The sequence below is a fragment of the uncultured Fibrobacter sp. genome, from assembly GCF_947166265.1.
GTDB lineage: Bacteria > Fibrobacterota > Fibrobacteria > Fibrobacterales > Fibrobacteraceae > Fibrobacter.
The window spans coordinates 115,046-135,860 of sequence record NZ_CAMVDO010000007.1; the positions used below are offsets into that span (position 1 = coordinate 115,046).

A 20,815-nucleotide genomic window follows, 5' to 3' on the forward strand; every position below is an offset into this window, starting at 1 on the left:
TTTCAATAAGACCGTCCGCTTAGTTATTACAATTTGTGTAAAAGAAACATGCTGTGTTTACACATTATGTAATGTATTTCATTTTTCGAAATCTTTAATTTTTTGTAAAATCGCCGTTTTTCGCTAATTTTAACAAATTCTGTAAAATTGGCACGTTCTTTGCAAATAGAGGGCAGTAAAATAAAACTGTATCTATGGAACGTGCATATGAACTTTTCAAAATGGACCGGGTTGGGTAACGATTTCGTTCTCCTGGAACCGGGTGAGTCATTAGATTTCAGCAACGGATTTGAACAGCGTGTCATTCAGCTTTGCGACCGTCGCTTTGGCATTGGTGCCGATGGCGTGGTGATTGTAACGCCGATGGATGGCGACGGCTGTTTGGTTTTGCCTCAACTTCAGGGGAATGCTTCTCCCTCGAAGGCGGTGGCGAATGGAATTGATTTTGAAATGCGCATCTTTAATGCCGATGGTTCCGAGGCGGCTATGTGCGGAAACGCTACACGCTGTGTGGCGAAATACATCCGCAGTCGCGGACTTGCTAAAGATGGCAATACTAAAGTGTTTAATCTGCATACCAAGAGTGGCTTGGTGAAGCCCGCCCTTTTGGATGATGGTCGCGTGTGCGTGGATATGGGACTTCCGAGGAATTTCCTGGGTTCGATCAAGCTCACGGCAGACAGTTTTGACTTTACCGCTGAGACCGTTTCGATGGGAAATCCGCATGCGGTGATTTTTGTGGATGATATCGAAAAGATTCAGCTGGAAAAGTGGGGAAGCATCCTCGAAGTAGATAAGCAGTTCCCCGATCGCTGTAACATTGAATTTGCGCAGGTGGTGACGCCCACCCAAATCCGCATGCGGGTTTGGGAACGAGGCTGTGGCATTACGATGGCTTGTGGTACCGGCAGTTGCGCCACGCTCGTTGCGGCCCAGCGCACGGGCCGCGTGGGCGTCGAAGCAGATGTTGTTCTCGATGGCGGCGTCCTCCACATCAAGCACGAAGAAGGTGGCCCCGTCCTCATGACCGGCCCTGCACAGGAAGTATTTATGGGAAAAATTGAGGTATGAGGACGCTCGTAAACTCGCTCTGAGGACGGGCTTCGCCCTCTGAGCATCGAGAAAGACTATTCAAAACTTCACATTCCACACTGTTAATCACTGTCTACTTCCAACTTCCAACTTCCTACTAACACTATGAATTCATCTATCATCAACACCAATTACGATTTGCTGCCTGGCAGCTACCTTTTCTCTACTATTGCCCAGAAAATCAAGGAATATCAGGCGAAGAAACCCGATGCCGACATTATCCGTCTGGGTATTGGCGACGTGACCACGCCCTTGATTCCGGAAGTCATCAAGGCCATGCACAAGGCCGTGGATGAAATGGCAGAAAAGGGGACCTTCCGCGGTTACGGCCCCGAACAGGGCTACGATTTCGTGCGCGAGTCGATTGTCCGTGGCGAATACACCGCCCGTGGCATCGAAATGGACCCGGACGATATCTTCGTTAGTGACGGCTCCAAGTGCGATGTGGCGAACATTCAAGAGCTTTTTACAGAAAATGTAAAGATTGCGATTCCGGACCCGGTTTATCCGGTCTATTTGGACTCCAATGTGATGGCAGGCCGTGCTGGCGTGTTGCAGAGTGACGGACATTTTTCTAAGGTGACATACCTTGCTTCGACCGCCGAGAATAATTTCCAGCCGGATTTGCCTAAGGAACCGGTGCAGCTGATTTACCTTTGCAGCCCGAATAACCCGACCGGTACGGTGCTCAGCCGCGAAACCTTGCAGAAGTTCGTGAACTACGCCAACGAAAACGGAGCCTTGATCCTGTTCGACGGAGCCTACAACTGCTACATCCAGGACGAAACGCTGCCGCATTCCATTTTCGAAATTCCGGGTGCACGCACTTGCGCCATTGAATTCCGCAGCTTTAGTAAGACCGCCGGCTTTACGGGCGTGCGTTGCGCCTACACGGTGATCCCGCACGAACTTTCGAAACTCCGTGCCATGTGGAACCGTCGCCAGTGCACCAAGTTTAACGGCGTGAGCTACGTGACGCAACGTGCCGCCGAGGCCATTTACAGTCCGATTGGCTGGCAACAGACCAAGGATGTGATTGCCGGTTACATGAAGACGGCGAAGGTCATTCGTCAGGAACTTTCTGCCGCCGGTTACACGGTGTTCGGTGGTGAACATGCCCCGTACATCTGGTGGAAAATCGCAGATGGCGAAAAATCCTTCGATTTCTTTGACCGCCTGCTTGCTACCTGCGAAGTCGTGGGTACACCGGGCAGTGGCTTTGGCCCCTGCGGCGAAGGATACTTCCGCCTGACCGCCTTTGGTGACTATGAACGCACCTGCGAAGCCCTCAAGAGAATCAGGGAAAGACTCTAACCCTCCAATCAATTACTATCTTATGTCCATGCCTTCTTCTATCGGTCCAGAGATTTCGGTCATTCAAAAGATCAGCGTTGCGATTATCCACGAACGCAATGTTGAAAAATTGCTCGAAAATGTTCTGGGCATCTTGGAGTCCGAACTTGGTATGCTGCGCGGAACTTTCGCGTTGCTCTTTGGCGACACCCTGAAAATCGAGGCGTCACGTGGGCTTGACGAATCAGAAAAACAGCGCGGCTCTTACCGAATGGGTGAGGGCATTACGGGACATGTGGCTGAACGTGGTATCAGTCACGTTATTCCTGATTTGCGCAAGGATTCTCGCTTCTTGAACCGCACCGGGAGCCGCCATTATGAAAATCAGGTGGCATTCATTTGCGTGCCGCTGATTCATGACGGTCAAGTCATCGGAACCCTTTCGATTGACCGCCCCGTAGACGGTTCTACTGATTTGGACCGCGACGTGGCCTTGCTCGAAATTATCGCGAACATCACGGGTGATGCCGCAAACGAATGCATTGAACTTCACGGTGAACGCGAGGCGATGCTCGAAGAAAACCGCAAGCTCCGCGACATGCTTTCGAATAACCCCGGCGAACTGGTGGGTAACTGCCGCGAAATGCGTCAGGTGTACGAACAGGTGCGTCAGGTTGCCCCGAGCGATGCGACGGTCCTTATCCGCGGCGGTAGCGGTACGGGTAAGGAAATGATTGCCCGTGCGATTGTGAATCTGTCCGAAAGAAAGGATAAGCCGTTCATTATCCTCAACTGTGCGGCTCTTCCTGAAAACTTGGTCGAAAGTGAACTCTTCGGTCATGAAAAGGGAGCCTTTACGGGAGCCTTGAACCGCCGTATCGGGCGTGCTGAGGCTGCTAATGGGGGAACGCTTTTCCTCGACGAAATCGGTGACCTCACCATGCAGACGCAGGTCAAGCTCTTGCGTTTCTTGCAGGAACGTACCTTTAGCCGCGTGGGTAGCAACGAAGAATTGCATTCCGACGTACGATTCCTAGCGGCCACTAGCCGAAACCTGGAAGAACTCATTGCGCAGGGCAAGTTCCGCGAAGACTTGTTCTACCGTTTGAATATTTTCCCGATAACGATGCCTGACCTTGCAAAACGTAAGTCCGACATCATCCTGCTTGCAGAACACTTTATCGAGAAGATGAACCTGCGCTACGGCAAGAAAGTCGCACGCCTTTCAACAACGGCGATCAACCTGCTCATGAGCTACCATTGGCCGGGTAACGTGCGTGAACTTGAAAACTGTATGGAACGCGGTGTTCTGACGGCAAGCGATGACTGTATCCACAGCTATAATTTGCCGCCTTCGCTGCAGACGAGCTTGAGTGTCGGAACCACGGGTACTCCCAGCGATAAGATTGCGCCTCTCGAAGTGATGATGGACAACTACGAACGTGAAATCATTACTGAGGCTATCAAGCGAAATGACGGGAATATCTCGGCGGCCGGTCGCGACCTGGGCGTGTCTCCGCGCATGATGAATTACCGCATGAACAAGCTCGGAATCAAGTCCGGACACTAGAGAATTTTTTGAGTTTTTTTGTTCGTTTTCGATGAAGAAAACCGCATGCGGTCTTCGGGTTAATCGAAATTTACAAAAAACTTGCAAGTTCATCGGCAAAAAATCAAAATTCGTCGATTTTTTTGAAAATTTTGCGTTTTTTTTTAACTTTTTGCCAAAATTACTTGTATATTAGTATCGAAATTTTTCCGAAAGGACCTTTCGGGCGGTTTTTGTCCGTGAAGCCCTTCCAACTGTTATTGGAGAATAAATATGGCAGAAGACTTGCAATACCTTATGGAACGCATCCAGAAAGATGCTGTCGATAAAGCAGAAAACGAGGCGGCGGCGATCATTGCCAAGGCCAAGGAAAAGGCGGCCGATATCGTGAAGGCGGCTGAAGCCGAAGCGAGCGCAAAGCTCGAAAAGGCCGACAAGGATGCCGAAGCGTTTACGGAACGCAGCGAACGCACTCTGGAACAGTCTGCCCGCGACCTCCTGCTTTCGGTAGGCAAGAACCTCGAAAAGATGATTATGGATTTGCTGAACCTCCAGGTGGAAAAGTCCCTGGACGAATCCACCGTGAAGTCCATGCTTTTGACCCTTGCTAAGAACTATTCTTCTGACATTGAAGTGGATTTCTCCGAAGCCGATGCTAAGAAGCTTACTTCCTTTGTGATGGGCGAATTTGCCAAGCAGCTTTCCGCCGGTGTCAAGGTCGAAAGCGACAAGGGTGTCAAGTTCGGCTTCCGCGTCAAGCTCGACGGTGGCAAGGTCACTCACGAATTTACCGAAGCTGCCATGGCCGATGCTCTCTCGGCCCTGCTCCGTCCGCAACTTTCCCGCGTTGTAAACGCCGCTGCCCAGGCCAAGTAGGTTAGCGATGAGCTCTCCTTCTTACCTGATGGCCTCTCTTCCGATGATTGAGATGGGCGACGTTCCGCCTCTCTCCATGGAAGAGTTCCGTCACCGCTGCATCGGTGTGCTGTCCGATTCGGAAATCTCCGCCTTGGACGCCCTTCTCGATGACGGTGAATGCGAAGAATGTGACGACGAGTTCGTTCGTGCCTACAAGGCCCACGAAATCCAGATGAAGAACGTTTCAGGTAGGCTCCGCGCTGCTGCGTGGGGTCCCGATGTCCGTTTTACGGACAAGTCCTTCCCGGGCTACGATGTCACTTTCGCAAAGATGATTCAGGACGCGTTTGCCAAGTCGAATCCTATGGAAAAAGAGCAGGATATCGACAAGGCCCGTTTCTGGCTTGTGGACTCGCTTGCAGGTGTGGGCGAGGGTACCGTCAAGCATGTTTATGCTTATGCAATTAAGCTGAAGATTTGTGAACGCTGGGCTCGCCTGACCGAAGCTGCAGGTGACAGCGCCGTATTGAATGTTATTAATGCAAACGATCCTGCATACGCCTCTACGGCGGAGCAGGAATGACCGGAGGTCCATTTTCAATGGCTAGTATCGGAAAAATCATCGGCGTGAACGGAAACTTGATCCGCGTCAAGTTTGAAACCGCCGTGTCCCAGAACGAAGTGGCGTATGCCAAGCTTACCCAGAAAAACAAGGACGGCAAGTCCGAAGTTATCCCCCTTAAGAGCGAAGTCATCCGTATCCGCGGTGACTACGCCGAACTCCAGGTGTTCGAAGACACCACGGGGCTCAAGACGGGTGACGAGGTGGAATTCACCGGCGAACTTTTGTCCGTAGAACTTGGCCCCGGCCTTTTGACCCAGGTCTTTGACGGTCTGCAGAACCCGCTCCCGAAGCTTGCCGAAGAATGCGGCTTCTTCCTGCAGCGCGGTAAGTATTTGAAGGCCTTCCCCCGCGACAAGAAGTGGGCGTTTACCCCGGTCGCGAAGGTGGGCGATGTGGTGGTTGCTGGCGATACGCTCGGCACCGTTCCCGAAGGCGTGTTCACGCACCGCATCATGGTGCCGTTCCGCCTGCTGGGCAAGTGGACTGTGGAATCGGTCTCTGCCGCTGGCGAACATGTGGTTGAAGATGTGGTAGCCAAGCTCAAGAACGACAAGGGCGAAACCCAGGACGTGACCATGGTGCAGACCTGGCCGGTGAAGATGCCTATCAAGGCCTATGAAGAACGCCTGCGCCCGAGCAAGCCTTTGACCATGCAGCAGCGCATTATCGATACGTTCTTCCCCGTGATGCAGGGCGGTACGTTCTGTACGCCGGGCCCGTTCGGTGCCGGCAAGACCGTGCTCCAGCAGCTCATGAGCCGCTATGCCGACGTGGACATCGTGATTTTGGCCGCTTGCGGTGAACGTGCTGGTGAAGTGGTGGAAACCCTTCGCGAATTCCCGGAATTGATTGACCCGCGTACGGGTAAGTCCCTCATGGAACGTACGCTGATTATTTGTAACACGTCTTCGATGCCGGTGGCTGCTCGTGAAGCTTCCGTGTACACGGGCGTGACTCTCGCCGAATACTACCGCCAGATGGGCCTGAACGTGCTCTTGCTCGCTGACTCGACTTCCCGTTGGGCTCAGGCTCTGCGTGAAATGAGCGGCCGCTTGGAAGAAATTCCGGGCGAAGAAGCCTTCCCGGCTTACCTCGAATCCGTGATTGCCGCCTTCTATGAACGCGGTGGCGTGGTTCGCCTGAAGGACGGCTCTACCGGTTCCGTGACGATTTGCGGTTCCGTGTCGCCTGCAGGTGGTAACTTCGAAGAACCGGTGACCCAGGCTACCTTGAAGGTGGTGGGCGCATTCCTCGGCCTTACCCGTGAACGTTCCGACCAGCGCCGCTTCCCGGCAATCCACCCGCTGGATTCCTGGTCCAAGTACGAAGGCATCATCGATTCCAAGAAGGTTGCCGAAGCCCGTCACATCCTCGCGAACGGCGTGGACGTGAACAACATGATGAAGGTGGTGGGCGAAGAAGGTACCTCGATTGACGACTTCGTGATTTACCTGAAGTCCGAATACCTCGATGCCGTTTACCTGCAGCAGGACGCCTATAACGAAATCGACGCCGCCTGCTCCGCCGAACGCCAGAAGTACGTGTTCGACAAGGTTTACACCATCCTCAAGACCCCGATGAAGTTCAGCGAAAAGGACGTCGCCCGTACGTTCTTCCTTAAGCTCACTCAATCGACGAAGGACTGGAACCGCGTCAAGTTCGATTCCCAGGAATTCAAGGACCTTGAACAAAGTATTTTTGCTTCCGTGAAGGAGGTTTCCGCTAATGCATAATGTGGCATACCATCGTATTGAACGCATCGCCGGTTCTGTGATTACGCTCCGCGCCGAAGGTGTAGCAAACCAGGAACTTGCCCAGGTGACAAGCTCGTTCGGAACATCCCTTGCCCGCGTGATCCGTATTGACGGCGACATGGTGGACTTGCAGGTGTTCGCAGGTGCCCGCGGTATTTCCACCGACTCCGAAGTGCGCTTCCTTGGTGAACCGATGAAGGTCCCGTACAGTGAAGCCTTGCTTGGCCGCGTGTTTAACGGTGCCGGCAAGCCCCGCGACAACGGCCCCGAAGTGGACGGCGAACGCATTACTATCGGCGGCCCTTCCGTGAACCCCGCCAAGCGTATCATCCCGAAGACGATGGTGCGTACGGGTATCCCGATGATCGACGTGTTCAACACGCTCGTGGTTTCGCAGAAGCTCCCGATTTTCTCTATCGCCGGTGAACCGTATAACGAACTCTTGGCCCGCATTGCCTTGCAGGCCGAAGTGGACGTGATTATCCTCGGCGGTATGGGCCTGAAGCACGATGACTACCTGTACCTGAAGGACTTCCTCGAAAAGAACGGTGCCCTTAGCCGTACGGTGATGTTCATGCACACCGCCTCTGACCCGATCGTGGAATGCTTGCTCGTGCCGGATGCTTCCCTCGCTGTGGCTGAAAAGTTCGCTACCGAAGGCAAGAACGTGCTCGTGCTCCTCACCGACATGACGAACTTTGCAGACGCCATGAAGGAAATCGCCATTACGATGGAACAGATTCCGTCGAACCGTGGTTATCCTGGCGACCTTTACTCCCAGCTTGCCAGCCGTTACGAAAAGGCTGTGGACTTCGAAGGTTCGGGCTCCATCACTATTCTTGCCGTTACGACCATGCCTGGCGACGACGTGACCCACCCGGTTCCGGACAACACCGGTTACATTACCGAAGGTCAGTTCTACCTGCGCAAGGGCCGTATCGAACCGTTCGGTTCTCTGACTCGTTTGAAACAGCAGGTGAACGGCAAGACCCGTAGCGACCACCGTACCATCATGAATACCATGATCCAGCTGTACGCAAGCTACAAGGAAACTTTGGAAAAGCAGTCCATGGGCTTCAACATGAGTAACTGGGACCAGAAGCTGTTGAAGTATGGCCAGCGTTTCGAAAAGGAAATGATGGACCTCTCCGTGAACATTCCGCTGGAACGTGCCTTGGACCTTGGCTGGGAAATCCTTGCCGACTGCTTCGCTCCTGAAGAAACCGGTATTCCGACCAAGATGATCAACGAATATTGGCCCAAGAAGGGGTAATATGGCGAAGGTCAAGTTAACAAAGAACGCCCTCAAGGCGGAACGTGACGCGTTGAAGCGCTTCCAGCGCTATCTGCCGACGTTGCTGTTGAAAAAGCAGCAGCTGCAGATGGAAATGCGCACGCTCCAGGAGAGGGTGATGGCCAAGCGAGAAGAGGAGGACAAGCTCCGCAAGAGCATGGCTTCCTGGATTTCGCTGTTTGCCGAACCCATCGAATGGTCAAAGTACCTGTCGGTGAAGGAAGTGCGCCAGGGCGAAGGCAACATCGCCGGCGTGAAGATTCCGACATATGACGGGGTAGATTTTAACATCTCGATTCCGGATTTCTTTACCACGCCCGTGTGGCTGGACGACGGTATCAGAAGCCTGCAGGGCCTGATTTCGCTGCGTCTCGAACGCCGCGTGCTCGAGCGTCAATACGAGCTCCTCTCGAAGGAACTGCGTACCACGAGCCAGCGCGTGAACCTGTTCGAGAAGGTGAAGATTCCCGAAGCGAAGGAAAATATCCGCGTCATCAACATCTTCCTGGGCGACCAGCAGACCAGCGGCGTTGCCCGCAGCAAGCTTGCGAAGGGTAAGGCCTCCGCCCGTACCGCTGCCCAGGATGCACTCGCGAAGGAGGCCGCCGCATGATTACTCCTATGAAGAAAGTGACGGTGCTGACGGTTGCTGGTGCGGTTGAAGAGACGCTTCAGGCGCTCCGTACGCTTGAAATTTTGCACCTCACGCCCTTGCAGGCTGCAGCAGGCGCCAAGTTGAACCATGCCCGCGGTGAAATGAACCGCGTGCAGAAGGCCTTGGAAGTGGTGCCCGAGAAGGCCCCGAAGGGTGTGACTCCCGTGAAGGATGCCGCTCCTGCCGCAAGCCTTATCGATGAAATCCAGAACCTGGTTGCCGAAAGCAAGCAGGCGGAAATCGACAAGGAACAGGCCGAAGAGGAACTCACCAAACTTTCCATGTTCAAGAACCTGGACCCCGCAACGGCAGCTGCACTCGCGGCAAAGGGTATCTATGTCAAACTGTACCAGCTCCATGACGGTAAAATCCCGTTCGAACTCGAGGGCGAAGGCTCTATCGAAGAATTCGGCCAGGATGAAAACGGCAAGTATGTGGCTGTCGTGAGCAGGGGAGAAGCCCCTGTCGCCGTGAAGGGTAACTTCACCGAACTCACGATGCCGCAGAAGTCGCTTGCCGAATACCGCGAAATGGAAGCGAAAGCCAAGGAAACGCTTGCCCGCGTCGAGCGCCGCCTGGGTGAACTTTCGGGCGTCCGCGAATCTATCGAGGACAAGCTCCTCGAAGTGGGTGACGACTACCGCATGGTCGAAGCCGAAGCCTCGATGGTGGGCGACAAGAACGTCGCCGCCGTGCAGGGCTTCTGCCCTGCACCGCGCGTGGGCGAACTCGAGAAGGCCGCCCGCGAGCACGGCTGGGGCCTCCTGGTGGACGACCCCGCCGAAGACGACGATATCCCGACGCTGTTGACCTACAGCAAGCTCAGCCGTCCCATGCAGTTCCTGTACGACATCATCGGCATTTCGCCGGGGTACAAGGAAGTGGACGTGTCGGCCGTGTTCCTTTGCTTCTTCAGCATCTTCTTTGCGATGATCGTGGGGGATACCGCTTACGGCCTGTTGTTCCTCGGTCTGGCACTCTTTGCCCGCTCGAAGATGCCGAAGGCGAACCCTGCTGGTTTCCACTTTATCTACCTCATGAGCATCGCCACCATCGTGTGGGGTGTCATCAACGCAAGCTTCTTGGGACTTAGCCCAGCGCTTGCGGGGTGGACGTATTACCTGGACATCACCAACTACGGCTGGTTGCCTGAACCGCTGAAGAACGCGATGCTCTGGATCCGCACTGCTGCCCCGACTGACCCTGCGAAGTTCGAAGCCTACAAGGCCTTCGCCCAGTCGATTACGCTGCTGCCCGAAAGCTTCGTGCCCAAGGTGGCGGGTGCCTCCCAGATGCAGCATATCCAGCTGTTCTGCTTCTGCATCGCCGTGGTCCACCTGAGTATCGCTCACGTGTGGAACGTCTGCGTGCGCATCAAGCGCAAGGACTCCACGTTCATGGCGCAGGTGGGCTGGCTCATCGGCTGCTGGGTGATGTTCTTCCTTGCGTGCCAGATGGTGCTCGGTATCGACATGCCGAAGTTCGTCATCCCGATGTTTATCGTGGAAGCGGTTCTCCTGGTGCTCTTTACCGTGCCGCCCAAGAGGCTCAAGCAGGACTTCATCAGCATCCCGATGCTCGTGCTCGACGTGGTGAACAGCTTTACCGACGTGATCAGCTACATCCGTCTGTTTGCCGTGGGCATGTCCGGTGCGGCCATCGCCGAAGCGTTCAACGACATGCTTTCGCCGCTGTTCGGCTCCGCTGTCGGTATCGCCGGTGCAGCCTTCCTGCTGCTCTTCGTGCATGGCCTGAACATCGCGCTTGCGGTCATGGGCGTCGCGGTCCACGCGGTACGTCTGAATACACTCGAATTTTCAAATGGACTTGGCCAGGAATGGAGCGGATTTGCGTTCGCGCCCTTCGCCAAGCAGAAAAATTAAACCAAGGGATGATTCCCGCTACTTAATGAGGAAAAAACAATGGAACCGAATACAATGGTGACTCTCGCTAAAATGGGTGCTGCAGCTGCGCTTGGCATTGCGGCTATGGGCTCTGCCCTTGGTTGCGGAACGGCCGGTATGTCCGCCATCACGATGTGGAAGAAGGCTTATGCCCAGGGCAAGTCTGCTCTCTTCACACTCCTGGTGTTCGTGGGTGCCCCGATTTCCCAGACGATTTATGGCATGTTGCTCATGAACTTCATCCTGAGCAAGGCTGCTGAATCCGGCTTTACCAACTGGGGCGGCTGCCTCGGCGCCGGTATCTTCGGTGGTCTCGGCATGATGGCTTCTGCCTGGTACCAGGGCAAGTCCGCGGCCGTGGCTTGCGACGCCCTCGGTGAAACCGGCAAGGGCATGGTGAACTACCTGATGGTGCTCGGTATCGTGGAAACCGTGGCCCTGTTCGTTCTCGTGTTCTCCATGATGGTGCTCTAATCCAGCGAGGTAACACGTATGGATCAAGCTCAACTTTTAACGCTCGCGAAACTCGGCGCGGTGGCGGCCCTGGGCCTTGCCGCGGTGGGTTCTGCGCTGGGCTGCGGGACTGCCGGCATGGCGGCCATCGGGGCCTGGAAGAAGGCGTATCTCAAGGGTAAGAACGCGCTGTTTACGCTGCTCATCTTCGTGGGCGCGCCGATTGCGCAGACAATCTACGGCATGTTGCTGATGATGTACATCCTGAACAAGTCCCAGGCGGCTCCGGCCAACTGGGCTGCATACTTGGGTGTGGGCATCTTCGGTGGCATCGGCATGATGGCATCTGCCTGGTACGTGGGCAAGTCCGCTGCGGACGCCTGCAACGCCCTCGGCGAAACCGGCAAGGGCCTGGTGAACTACCTGATGGTGCTTGGCGTCGGCGAAACCGTCGCGCTGTTCGTCATGGTGTTCTCCATGATGCTCGTGTCGTAGGACAAAGTGTCATGCCCGCGCAGGCGGGCTTCTCCTTTTCAAGAATAGCGGGGCATTGCCCCGCACCCTTTTTTTATAATTGGACTGCGAAAAACAATTAGGATTAGACCATGGTTCAGGAATCTTTTGAATTTGTCGTGTATATGATTCACGCTTGCGCAAACAAGTGGAATCGTTTGCCGTCTTTTGTGTATCGAAAGCTGGCTGAATCAGGCTGTATTCAGAAATTCCTTGTTCCCAATTACGAAATTTTGCATACGCAGAGCACTGATTTCGTCGTCAGCGATATTGAAGAATATCTGAACGTCCGTAAGGTGGCCATATGATCGTCTATCATGGTTCGAACGTTGTTGTTGACAAGCCGGATGTTGAGCATTCTTTTCGACCGCTTGATTTCGGAAAGGGATTCTATGTCACGACGGTGCGTGAACAGGCTGTCCGTTGGGCGCACAGGAAAATCGATATTCTAAAGGATGGGAACCTGAAGCCGATATTGAATGTCTATGACATGGACGATGTCCCTGCCGCACTCTCCGTTAAGACGTTCCCCGATGATTTAGAGGAATGGATTGATTTCGTGTGCAAATGCCGCGATGGTTCCTTGGAATATGCCCAATACGATGTAATTATGGGCAAGGTCGCAAATGACAAGGTTTTCCGTGTTGTGGATATGTATCACTCCGGTATCTGGGATATGTCGCGGGCATTGAAGGAAATAAAGGCTTATCCGACTTACGACCAGATCGCCTTTATCACGCAAAAGGCTATTGATGCGGTCCTGAAATACAAGGGTTGCGAAGAGGTGTAAAATGGTAGACGAAGATGTTCTTGAAAAAGTCTATCAGGAACGCCTGGAAGAGCGCATTATTGCACATCTTGCGCAGGTGAAGAACTGTTCGCTAGAACAGGCGATGGATATGTATTATAACAGCGAATTGGCTGACAAAATCCATCAAGGGAAAGATGGAATCCAGTATCTGGACTATAAGGTCTTGGTGCAGATACTTGTTGATATGGGAGGTTAAGCCATCTTGGAGATAATCTCTGCGAATCCGTCATTGTCCGCCAGGGCAATTTTGGAAAGAATGTCGGAAAAGATGTCGGATAGCACGCTCGGGTACCTGAGCCCGGTAGAGTATAGGTTGAAAAGGCTGGCCGCGTAAGGAGCCTGCTTAGGCTAGACTTCGAGTTGAGTCAGTTTCCCGTTTTCCTGCTCCGCCTTGAATATGTCGTAGACATAGGGAGAACTTTCAAGGTAAAGTCCGGTTTCCGGGTCAACTAGTTTGGCGAATGTTTCAGAAGCGTAGAACCTACGCATAGCCTCGATGAGAGAGAGTTTCTGGTCTTCCATCACATACGAGATGATGTCTCCCGTTATGACTTCAGCAAGCATTTTTGGCTTAGACATGGGCCGACTCCTTCTTTTTCAACAGCGCAATCGTTTTTTCTGAGTGGAAGAGAATCACTGTATCTTCCCTCCGTTCTGCTGGCTGACTAGCGTCAGGTCGTTGATGGCGTCTTCAAATGAGAGTGTATGCTCCACATCGTAGAATTCGACAAGGAAATCCATCGCTCCGTGATTGCATAGATAATCAAAAGCCTGCTTTTCGGTGAGGCTCTTGTTTGCGGCGAACTCGTTGACACATGCAACGGTATATCTGATCAGTTTCTTGTCCATTTCTTATGATAATATACATAAAGGTTAGAGTGTGGGTTCGGTTTATCAGCGATTTTGAGAAAATTAATCGGGATTCTACGGTGCGTGTCGAATGTAAAAGACGATATGGAGAAAAATGCGTAAGGGGCCGGACATAATAGATATGTGGAAAAGATATTTTAAGGAAAAATATGTGGCTGTACCACAACGGGGCAAGCACAGCCTCAAAGAGTTTTTTCTTATGAAAGATGTAATTTGTGACTTTTATCTCGGCGAAAACATTTACAACTCCACGGGCGAACTGATTCAGCGGGATTTTGATATGTTCATGCCTGGGGCTAAGAAGACCATTTAACACAATTTTTGCCTAAAAACCACCTACAATTGTGTAAAGTCGCTTCCGCATTTGCGGGAGCGGCTTTTATATAGTGGGGAAGTTGCCTGAACTTTTGCTTTTGTTACAATGTCACTTGAGTTGAGCTGCGGGGGCAAATGTCCGGGCGGTTTTGTCACTTGTGCAAAACGGCCAGGTCTTTTGCCGGAGTGTCTTTTACACCTATGCGAAGAAGCCTGAACATTTGGCCGAGCACCTTCACCGCTTAGGTGATGGTGCTGGGGCGTTTGCCGGAGTGGCATTACCACGGTGATGAAATTGCTTGGGCTTTTGCGCGAGTGGTTTCACCACTTGTGCAAAGGTCCTCGGACAATTGCATAAGCGCTTTCTCCACTTGTGCAAAGGCGTTTAGACATTTGCGGGAGATGCTTTTACAAGGTGAAGTAGGTGCCTGGACTTTTGCCGGGGCGTGTTGCATTCTTGTGTAAAGGGGCCCGGGCAAATGTCCGAGGGGCAACACCACTTATGCAAAGGTGCTTGAACATTTGGCCGAGTTCCTTCACCGCTTAGGTGATGGTGCTGGGGCGTTTGCAGGAGCAACATTTACAAAGTGAGGGGCATGCCTAAGCATTTGCGGAAGCTGCTTATACAAAGTGACAATGGCACTTGGACTTTTGCAGGACCTCCAACCACACTTTTGGGCCGCTTTTCGGGGCTTTTGCCCTCTTTTACCACCAGAGTTTCAGGCGAAGGTAGTCGATGGCCTGGTGCGAAAGAATCCACCAGAGGGTGCGCTTGCCCGCGAAAATCTTCGCGATACCTGTCATGCCGGGGCGGAACCACGGGGGAGTCGCCCGCACGAACTCGCCGCGCACGGCGAAGGTGTTCTCCTGGTCCTTGACACTTGCCGTCGGGTTCATGAGCGTGGTGCGGAACCTGTACACGTAATCGGGACGACTCTTGATGGCCATGAAGCCCTCGCCGCCAAGCCGCACGTTGTTCACTTCGAGTTCGCTCACGTCGGCCTCCATGTAGATTTCTTCGATGGATGCCAGCTGGAACAGCTCGCCGCCCTGGTTCACATGCGACCCCACGCGCTTTTGCAGGTCGCCCTCGATGACCACCGCGCTGTCCGATTCGCAGCGCACCACCGAGCGAGAGAGCTTGTAGCGCACCGTCTTGAGTTTCGCCAGGGTCTGCGAGAGCTTAGCCTGCTGTATGCGCAGGTCGGCCAGCTGTCTGTTCGCCTGGGCCTTCTGTATTTCGCGGCGGTTGTCCTGTTCCTGGGCCATGAGGTCGGCCTCTTCTAGCTTGAGTTCCTTCTGGTCGAGTCGCAAGAGCTCGTCGCCCTTGTACACGATGTCGCCCGGCTTCACCTTCACGCTCTGGATGAACCCGTCGAAGGGGGCGCTCAGGTAGGTGATGTGGTCGGTCTTGAGCATGGCCGGGGCGCTTACCCTGTAGGGGATGGGCACCAGTGCCGCGAAAAGCACGAACGCCGTAAGCAGGATGCCCAGCAGTTTTGCCCAGGTGTGTTCGTGGCCCAGCAGCTTGGCTAACCCCTCCCGCGCGGCCCGGGCGAACCTCTTGCCGAACCAGCCGCTCTTGCGGTAGAGTTCGTCTATCCTTGCGCTAGTGAGCGTTGCGACCAGGTGGATCTGGGCGGACTCCTCGTCGTCGAAGGGGTGCGCCCCGCGTTCGCAGGTGATTACCGCGATGGTCTCTTCGCCCCGCCTTACCGGGACCGAGAGCATGTGCCCCACGCCGTAAGTCTTGCTGTAGTACTCGTGGATTCGGGTGGCGAGCGGGGTGCCGCCGTCCGCGGGCGGGTAGGCTATGCTTGCGTCCTGTTCGTAGGCCTCTTCCATGGCGCATTCCAGGTCGCGCACCACCTGCATCTTGCCCTCGAAATGGTCGGTGTGGCTTATGGCCGCGAGCACCACGTAGTCGTGCTTGACCATGCCGATGCTCACCCTTTCGGCGTGGTGGCGGTCGGCAATTTCGCCCGCAAGTGCGAGTGCCGCCGTCTTGAAAGTCTTCGCCTCGCCGACAACCCGCACGATGTCCAGGACCTCGTTCATCTGCCCTATCTTGGAACTGGTGGTGCGCAGGGCGTTCTGCAGCGCCTTGATGATGGCGCCCTGGTCGAACTGCGGCTTTTCTTGGTTCTGTGCGGTCATGGACTGTCGGTTAGGGTGTGGTTTGGGTGGAAATAATAGTAAAAGCAACCATAATAGATTTATTGTTTAATAAAAAAATACTTTGATTGTCCATAAATATTATTTTTTTAAGGATGATTATAAAGGTTGTGTAAAAAAAGGATAAAAAATGGAAAATTTGGTAAATAATTGGAAAAAAGAAAATCTTATTAAAATTCGCGATGATGATGACCTTGTAAAACTTATATGGGATGATTCTGATTCCCCATTTTTTAAGGCGGACGATTCTGCACCTGCATGGTATAAGAAAAATGATGATGGTGCAAATTGTATTACAATAAATGATTTGAGAAGTCGCGTTGAACCATGGCTTACGGCATTATTTCAATCGGAGCATTTATCTTTATTGATTGGTTCTGGATTGACGACTTCAGTTTCTTTTATAGCAGAAGCTGGTTCTGCGACTGGCATGAATTTTGATGGATTTAAAAACTGTAAGGATATTTTTGACGCTCAAATACAATCTTACGCATCGGCAGCAGGCCGTGATAAACCGAACATTGAAGATTATATAAGATTCGCTAATGAACTTTTGAAAGGCTTGGAAATATTAAATGATTCTCGTAAAGACGACTTACGCGAGGAGATTAATAGTGTTTTAGAATCCTTCGCTAACTCAATTTTATCATCCGAAAGGAATATTGTTGTTGCTGGAAAGTCTGTAGATGCTTTTAACTATTTGATAAGTTTTTTGATGAGCTTTGCTAGCCGAAGTGGAACACGAGACAGACTCAATATATTTACGACAAATTATGATCGTATTATTGAAGAGGGAGCAGATTTAGCTGGACTTCATTTATTAGATCGTTTCGTTGGGCGGCTTAATCCGATTTTTAGATCATCTCGTCTTAATATAGATATGCATTATAATCCTCCAGGAATTCGTGGTGAACCAAGATACTTGGAGGGGGTTGCTAGGTATACTAAATTGCATGGCTCTGTTGATTGGATACAGGTCCAATCTGAAAAGAATACGCAAAGTATTATTCGGAAGATTGGCTTACCTCTAGGAGCTGAAAATGTTGCGGATTATTTGAAGGCTCCCGGCTTGTATGGTGCCGATGCCTTAAAGATGATGATATATCCCAATGCAGCGAAAGATCGTGAGACAGCTATGTACCCGTATGTAGATTTGTTCCGAGATTTTGCTGCTGCAACATGTAAACCAAATAGCACATTGGTAACGTATGGATATAGTTTTGGAGATGAACATATAAACCGGATTATAGAAGATATGTTGACCATTCCTTCTACTCATCTTGTTATTATTGCATTTGAAGACCCTCAAAATAGAATTATCAACACATATAAAGAAATAGGTCGAAAAAGTCAGATTTCCTTGTTGCTTGGTCATGAATTTGGCGATTTGAAGAAACTTGTTGATAATTATTTGCCAAAGTCTGCAATTGACAAAACGACTTATAAACTTGGTGAAATATTAAAAAATAGACATTTAGTTAGTAATCATACAACCGACGTAAGTAATAATAGTGGAAATTTAAAGAATGGTGCAGAATCTTCTGTTAGTGAGGTTGAAGAATGAGTTGTTCTCCTTTAGAATTTCAAGAATCCCTAGAGGTTGGTCAAGTAGATTTTGTATCGCCAGACGAAATTAAGATTCAATTAAACATTGATGCTCCAGAGGATGTTTCCCTTAGTACTGGACTACCGAGAGTTTTTCCAAGAATCAATGGTTATGTTTTGATTCATACCGAAGACGGTTATGTGGTTGGACAAATTGAATGGATAACAATAGAAAAATCACCATACCCCAAGAGACAGGGACTAGGTGACTTTGGTTTAGTGGACTTACCCTTCCCGATGCGGAAAATGAGTGTTAAACCTTTAGGAGTTTTGAGGGAAAAAGAATCTTCGACATACTCTTTTCAGAGGGGGGTGAGTTCTTTCCCGTCTGTGGGTGATAATGTTCTTCTACCAACAGAAAAACAATTAAAGGCCATCATTGAATCTGGTGAAAATAGATTTGTGGAAATAGGCTTTTCCCCTTTCGCTGAATCCGCTAAAATTGCTGTGGATCCTGATAAATTATTTGGAAGGCATTTGGCTGTTTTGGGAAATACTGGCAGTGGAAAATCTTGTTCTGTTGCTGGGTTAATTCGATGGTCTCTTGAAGCTGCCAAAAAACACGTTGGATCAGAAAATCCGAATGCAAGATTCATTATCTTAGATCCAAATGGAGAATACAAAAAAGCGTTTGCAGAAGACCATAATGTTCGATATTTTTCGGTTAATGAGACTGAGGTAGAAAACAGATTAAAAGTCCCTTTGTGGTTTTGGAATTCAAATGAGTGGTGCGCCTTTGCCCAAGCTTCAGGAAAGTCTCAAAAACCAACTTTGATAAATACCCTTCGTTCGGTTCGTTCAGGAATAGACGCTCCTATTGTTGATGAAAAAATTGAGATGAGAAGATATATTTCAACCATTATTACTGCACTCAAATGTGAAAAGAATTGTGGTAGCCCTTGGGGATCTTTTCCTAAACCAAAAAATTTTCATGATCTGCTTCTAAAGTGGAACGAGAGTTTTGTTGTAAAAGAATCTTTTAGTGAATCACAAAAAAAATGTATTGCAGAAATAAATAGCTGGGTTGAACGCAAAAGAGAAGAACGCACAAGTCGTCCTGAATGTAGGTATCCTATTTTTGCGTATTCGCATAAAGATATAGACGACATATTGACTATACTTCAGAACGCTTATATTGAATTTGGCGGAGTTGATTTAGATGTTGGAGAATTAGATGCGGATATTCCACGCCCATTTTCGGGAGAGTCTTTTTTGAAGTGTCTCTCTGCAAATGCTGAAATTCTTAAAACATCGGAATATATAAGCGTAATGGAAACTCGAATAAAAACATTATTGTCTGATGTCAGAATGAAGTCAATAGCGGATTATGATAATTTGCGTTTGGATGATTGGTTAAATAATTATATAGGTGGTGATTCCGCTAGTAATGGAACTATTACAATTATTGATTTATCTTTGGTTCCTGCTGAATTAATTCACATTCTGACTGCAGTTATTGCAAGGATGACATTTGAGGCTTTGCAGCGATATCGTAAAAAGAATGAAAAATGTTTACCAACTGTTTTGGTTATGGAAGAAGCCCATACTTTTGTCAAACGTTATACAGAAGATGCTGAAAATCAATCCGCTTCGGAAATGTGTTGTAAAGTTTTTGAGAAAATAGCAAGAGAAGGTCGCAAGTTTGGTTTAGGAATGGTTCTTTCTTCTCAAAGGCCTTCTGAATTGTCTCCGACGGTATTATCGCAGTGTAATACTTTTTTACTTCATCGAATTAGTAATGATAGAGATCAAGAACTGGTAATGCGCTTAATACCAGACAATCAAAAAGGATTGCTGAGAGATTTGCCTTCTTTGCCATCACAGAATGCGATTCTTTTGGGATGGGCTTCTGAGTTGCCAATGTTTGTAAAAATGAGGTACTTACCCAAGAATCAACGGCCTCAATCTGATGATCCAGATTTTTGGAATGTGTGGACACGAAAAGATGGAAGGCCTATTGATTGGACTGCCGTGGCAAATGAATGGCAAGGGGCAAAAACGAGTCTCGTTGAAAGAAGCTGACAAACGTTTTTGATTTTAGTCTATATCATTCTTGTCTCGGAGAACTTTCCAATCTTTGATTATCCCGCCTAAAATCCGCCGAGGTTCTAAATCTGCGGCTTTGAGTTCCTCCCATATTTCGTCAACTTTTGTTTTCCCGGCTTCTGAAAAAGGAACGATTCCGATGTAGGTTGATTCTGGTAATCTAATGTTATGATGGGGCGAAAGTTCGGAAAAACCATGGTTCGCGAGAATGTCTTGTCTTTCCTTTGTTGCCGAAGGGTTGGCGACAGAATCAATGGTGATAATCATCCATACATTTTTGGGCATAATCTCTCCTTTTGTTGCATTTTGTTTATAGTCTAAAAATGTCTTTTTATTGATGAAAATCCAATAACTTTATTCAAAAAAACTTTGCTGTGTGACGTGTGTCACGCTAATTGAAAAACGAATACGGTTATAATACGCCCACGTTTCAGCGGTATACAAAAAAAATCGGACCTCGGGGCGAGGTGTGGGGTGAATATGGGGGTGTTTTACCCTCGTTTGGGGTGTTTGGGGCTGGAAAAGATTACTTCTTTATTATTTTTATGTTTAATTGGACCGCTTTTGCGGTAGGAGTTGTTATTCTATGGATGCGGCTAAACTGGACCAATTGAAGGATGTCCTGAATCGGGTATGGGCCGAGGACACCTGTTATCCTGGTTCGTGGAATAAGGATATCCCATGCAAGGGACAATGTGAGCCGACGGCATGTGTCGTGCAGGATTTGTTAGGCGGTGATATCTACAAGATTGTCGGCGACGAGTCAATCGGTGCTAAGGGCGCGCATTTTTTCAATGTTATTGATGGCGAAATTGTTGACCTGACTGCCGCTCAGTTTGACGGTCCTGTTGCCTATGGAAAGGGCAATAAGGTGGAAGGACTTGCTCTTCGACAGTTGAGAACACACGGTCGCTTTAACCGAAAGCAACGCTATGAAAACCTGAAAAGAAAGATTGCTGCTATAATGGAATATTCTTTAAATGCTGAGGGGGAATAAAAGGCT

21 protein-coding genes are annotated in these 20,815 nt (G+C 50.4%); 17 read left to right on the plus strand and 4 right to left on the minus strand.

The window, feature by feature from the left end:
- Positions 1–207 precede the first annotated feature (207 nt).
- From dapF to Q0W37_RS05745, 14 genes are all read left to right on the plus strand, one after another.
- On the plus strand, positions 208–1,071 hold the full coding sequence (gene dapF, locus Q0W37_RS05680) for a diaminopimelate epimerase (protein ID WP_297699604.1): 864 nt from the start codon (positions 208–210) through the stop codon (positions 1,069–1,071).
- A 126-nt stretch (positions 1,072–1,197) separates the two neighbouring features.
- The gene (locus tag Q0W37_RS05685; protein ID WP_297699606.1) at positions 1,198–2,406 is read left to right on the plus strand and encodes an LL-diaminopimelate aminotransferase; all 1,209 of its coding nucleotides are present in this window, start codon (positions 1,198–1,200) and stop codon (positions 2,404–2,406) included.
- A 22-nt stretch (positions 2,407–2,428) separates the two neighbouring features.
- Positions 2,429–3,955 (plus strand): sigma 54-interacting transcriptional regulator, encoded by a 1,527-nt coding sequence (locus Q0W37_RS05690; RefSeq protein WP_297699608.1) that lies wholly within the window; start codon positions 2,429–2,431, stop codon positions 3,953–3,955.
- A gap of 252 nt (positions 3,956–4,207) precedes the next feature.
- Positions 4,208–4,810: an ATPase gene (locus Q0W37_RS05695; RefSeq protein WP_297699610.1), complete on the plus strand. Its 603-nt coding sequence runs from the start codon at positions 4,208–4,210 to the stop codon at positions 4,808–4,810.
- A gap of 7 nt (positions 4,811–4,817) precedes the next feature.
- Positions 4,818–5,375, plus strand: a complete 558-nt coding sequence (locus Q0W37_RS05700; protein ID WP_088656832.1) for a DUF2764 family protein — start codon at positions 4,818–4,820, stop codon at positions 5,373–5,375.
- A gap of 17 nt (positions 5,376–5,392) precedes the next feature.
- The gene (locus Q0W37_RS05705; protein WP_297699613.1) at positions 5,393–7,150 is read left to right on the plus strand and encodes a V-type ATP synthase subunit A; all 1,758 of its coding nucleotides are present in this window, start codon (positions 5,393–5,395) and stop codon (positions 7,148–7,150) included.
- Positions 7,143–8,444 (plus strand): V-type ATP synthase subunit B, encoded by a 1,302-nt coding sequence (locus Q0W37_RS05710; RefSeq protein ID WP_297699615.1) that lies wholly within the window; start codon positions 7,143–7,145, stop codon positions 8,442–8,444. The genes Q0W37_RS05705 and Q0W37_RS05710 overlap by 8 nt, the downstream gene beginning before the upstream one ends.
- 1 nt (position 8,445) lies before the next feature.
- Positions 8,446–9,078 (plus strand): V-type ATP synthase subunit D, encoded by a 633-nt coding sequence (locus Q0W37_RS05715; RefSeq protein ID WP_297699617.1) that lies wholly within the window; start codon positions 8,446–8,448, stop codon positions 9,076–9,078.
- Positions 9,075–11,003, plus strand: coding sequence for an ATPase (locus Q0W37_RS05720; RefSeq protein ID WP_297699619.1), 1,929 nt, complete (start codon positions 9,075–9,077; stop codon positions 11,001–11,003). The genes Q0W37_RS05715 and Q0W37_RS05720 overlap by 4 nt, the downstream gene beginning before the upstream one ends.
- A 39-nt stretch (positions 11,004–11,042) precedes the next feature.
- The gene (locus tag Q0W37_RS05725; protein ID WP_083532182.1) at positions 11,043–11,498 is read left to right on the plus strand and encodes a V-type ATP synthase subunit K; all 456 of its coding nucleotides are present in this window, start codon (positions 11,043–11,045) and stop codon (positions 11,496–11,498) included.
- Between the two features lie 18 nt (positions 11,499–11,516).
- Positions 11,517–11,972 (plus strand): V-type ATP synthase subunit K, encoded by a 456-nt coding sequence (locus tag Q0W37_RS05730; protein WP_072799628.1) that lies wholly within the window; start codon positions 11,517–11,519, stop codon positions 11,970–11,972.
- A 110-nt stretch (positions 11,973–12,082) separates the two neighbouring features.
- Positions 12,083–12,298 (plus strand): DUF3791 domain-containing protein, encoded by a 216-nt coding sequence (locus Q0W37_RS05735; protein ID WP_073116476.1) that lies wholly within the window; start codon positions 12,083–12,085, stop codon positions 12,296–12,298.
- Positions 12,295–12,780: a DUF3990 domain-containing protein gene (locus tag Q0W37_RS05740; protein WP_073192085.1), complete on the plus strand. Its 486-nt coding sequence runs from the start codon at positions 12,295–12,297 to the stop codon at positions 12,778–12,780. The genes Q0W37_RS05735 and Q0W37_RS05740 overlap by 4 nt, the downstream gene beginning before the upstream one ends.
- Position 12,781: 1 nt before the next feature.
- Positions 12,782–12,997 (plus strand): hypothetical protein, encoded by a 216-nt coding sequence (locus Q0W37_RS05745; RefSeq protein WP_073054022.1) that lies wholly within the window; start codon positions 12,782–12,784, stop codon positions 12,995–12,997.
- A gap of 152 nt (positions 12,998–13,149) precedes the next feature.
- Here the strand turns inward: Q0W37_RS05745 and Q0W37_RS05750 are convergent, their stop codons facing one another.
- The 3 genes from Q0W37_RS05750 to Q0W37_RS05760 all read right to left on the minus strand — a co-directional run bounded on the left by Q0W37_RS05750 (position 13,150) and on the right by Q0W37_RS05760 (position 16,143).
- Complete coding sequence (locus Q0W37_RS05750; RefSeq protein WP_297699625.1) at positions 13,150–13,380, minus strand: hypothetical protein; 231 nt, start codon at positions 13,378–13,380, stop codon at positions 13,150–13,152.
- 54 nt (positions 13,381–13,434) lie between these two features.
- Positions 13,435–13,650, minus strand: a complete 216-nt coding sequence (locus tag Q0W37_RS05755) for a DUF3791 domain-containing protein (RefSeq protein ID WP_072801212.1) — start codon at positions 13,648–13,650, stop codon at positions 13,435–13,437.
- A gap of 1,041 nt (positions 13,651–14,691) precedes the next feature.
- Positions 14,692–16,143 (minus strand): efflux RND transporter periplasmic adaptor subunit, encoded by a 1,452-nt coding sequence (locus Q0W37_RS05760; protein WP_297699631.1) that lies wholly within the window; start codon positions 16,141–16,143, stop codon positions 14,692–14,694.
- A 148-nt stretch (positions 16,144–16,291) separates the two neighbouring features.
- On the opposite strand from Q0W37_RS05760, the gene Q0W37_RS05765 reads away from it, so the two are divergent.
- Complete coding sequence (locus tag Q0W37_RS05765) at positions 16,292–17,725, plus strand: SIR2 family protein (RefSeq protein ID WP_297699633.1); 1,434 nt, start codon at positions 16,292–16,294, stop codon at positions 17,723–17,725.
- On the plus strand, positions 17,722–19,788 hold the full coding sequence (locus tag Q0W37_RS05770) for a DUF87 domain-containing protein (protein WP_297699635.1): 2,067 nt from the start codon (positions 17,722–17,724) through the stop codon (positions 19,786–19,788). Before Q0W37_RS05765 ends, Q0W37_RS05770 begins: the two co-directional genes overlap by 4 nt.
- A gap of 15 nt (positions 19,789–19,803) precedes the next feature.
- On the opposite strand, the gene Q0W37_RS05775 is transcribed toward Q0W37_RS05770, so the two are convergent.
- Complete coding sequence (locus Q0W37_RS05775; protein WP_173821704.1) at positions 19,804–20,097, minus strand: hypothetical protein; 294 nt, start codon at positions 20,095–20,097, stop codon at positions 19,804–19,806.
- A 301-nt stretch (positions 20,098–20,398) separates the two neighbouring features.
- On the opposite strand from Q0W37_RS05775, the gene Q0W37_RS05780 reads away from it, so the two are divergent.
- Complete coding sequence (locus Q0W37_RS05780; protein WP_297699639.1) at positions 20,399–20,809, plus strand: hypothetical protein; 411 nt, start codon at positions 20,399–20,401, stop codon at positions 20,807–20,809.
- The last annotated feature ends 6 nt before the right edge of the window (positions 20,810–20,815 follow it).

Coding starts and splice junctions, on each gene's coding strand:
- dapF (WP_297699604.1), top strand. CDS start 208: ATGAACTTTTCAAAATGGACCGGGTTGGGTAACGATTTCGTTCTCCTG.
- Q0W37_RS05685 (WP_297699606.1), top strand. CDS start 1,198: ATGAATTCATCTATCATCAACACCAATTACGATTTGCTGCCTGGCAGC.
- Q0W37_RS05690 (WP_297699608.1), top strand. CDS start 2,429: ATGTCCATGCCTTCTTCTATCGGTCCAGAGATTTCGGTCATTCAAAAG.
- Q0W37_RS05695 (WP_297699610.1), top strand. CDS start 4,208: ATGGCAGAAGACTTGCAATACCTTATGGAACGCATCCAGAAAGATGCT.
- Q0W37_RS05700 (WP_088656832.1), top strand. CDS start 4,818: ATGAGCTCTCCTTCTTACCTGATGGCCTCTCTTCCGATGATTGAGATG.
- Q0W37_RS05705 (WP_297699613.1), top strand. CDS start 5,393: ATGGCTAGTATCGGAAAAATCATCGGCGTGAACGGAAACTTGATCCGC.
- Q0W37_RS05710 (WP_297699615.1), top strand. CDS start 7,143: ATGCATAATGTGGCATACCATCGTATTGAACGCATCGCCGGTTCTGTG.
- Q0W37_RS05715 (WP_297699617.1), top strand. CDS start 8,446: ATGGCGAAGGTCAAGTTAACAAAGAACGCCCTCAAGGCGGAACGTGAC.
- Q0W37_RS05720 (WP_297699619.1), top strand. CDS start 9,075: ATGATTACTCCTATGAAGAAAGTGACGGTGCTGACGGTTGCTGGTGCG.
- Q0W37_RS05725 (WP_083532182.1), top strand. CDS start 11,043: ATGGAACCGAATACAATGGTGACTCTCGCTAAAATGGGTGCTGCAGCT.
- Q0W37_RS05730 (WP_072799628.1), top strand. CDS start 11,517: ATGGATCAAGCTCAACTTTTAACGCTCGCGAAACTCGGCGCGGTGGCG.
- Q0W37_RS05735 (WP_073116476.1), top strand. CDS start 12,083: ATGGTTCAGGAATCTTTTGAATTTGTCGTGTATATGATTCACGCTTGC.
- Q0W37_RS05740 (WP_073192085.1), top strand. CDS start 12,295: ATGATCGTCTATCATGGTTCGAACGTTGTTGTTGACAAGCCGGATGTT.
- Q0W37_RS05745 (WP_073054022.1), top strand. CDS start 12,782: ATGGTAGACGAAGATGTTCTTGAAAAAGTCTATCAGGAACGCCTGGAA.
- Q0W37_RS05750 (WP_297699625.1), bottom strand. CDS start 13,380: ATGTCTAAGCCAAAAATGCTTGCTGAAGTCATAACGGGAGACATCATC.
- Q0W37_RS05755 (WP_072801212.1), bottom strand. CDS start 13,650: ATGGACAAGAAACTGATCAGATATACCGTTGCATGTGTCAACGAGTTC.
- Q0W37_RS05760 (WP_297699631.1), bottom strand. CDS start 16,143: ATGACCGCACAGAACCAAGAAAAGCCGCAGTTCGACCAGGGCGCCATC.
- Q0W37_RS05765 (WP_297699633.1), top strand. CDS start 16,292: ATGGAAAATTTGGTAAATAATTGGAAAAAAGAAAATCTTATTAAAATT.
- Q0W37_RS05770 (WP_297699635.1), top strand. CDS start 17,722: ATGAGTTGTTCTCCTTTAGAATTTCAAGAATCCCTAGAGGTTGGTCAA.
- Q0W37_RS05775 (WP_173821704.1), bottom strand. CDS start 20,097: ATGCCCAAAAATGTATGGATGATTATCACCATTGATTCTGTCGCCAAC.
- Q0W37_RS05780 (WP_297699639.1), top strand. CDS start 20,399: ATGGATGCGGCTAAACTGGACCAATTGAAGGATGTCCTGAATCGGGTA.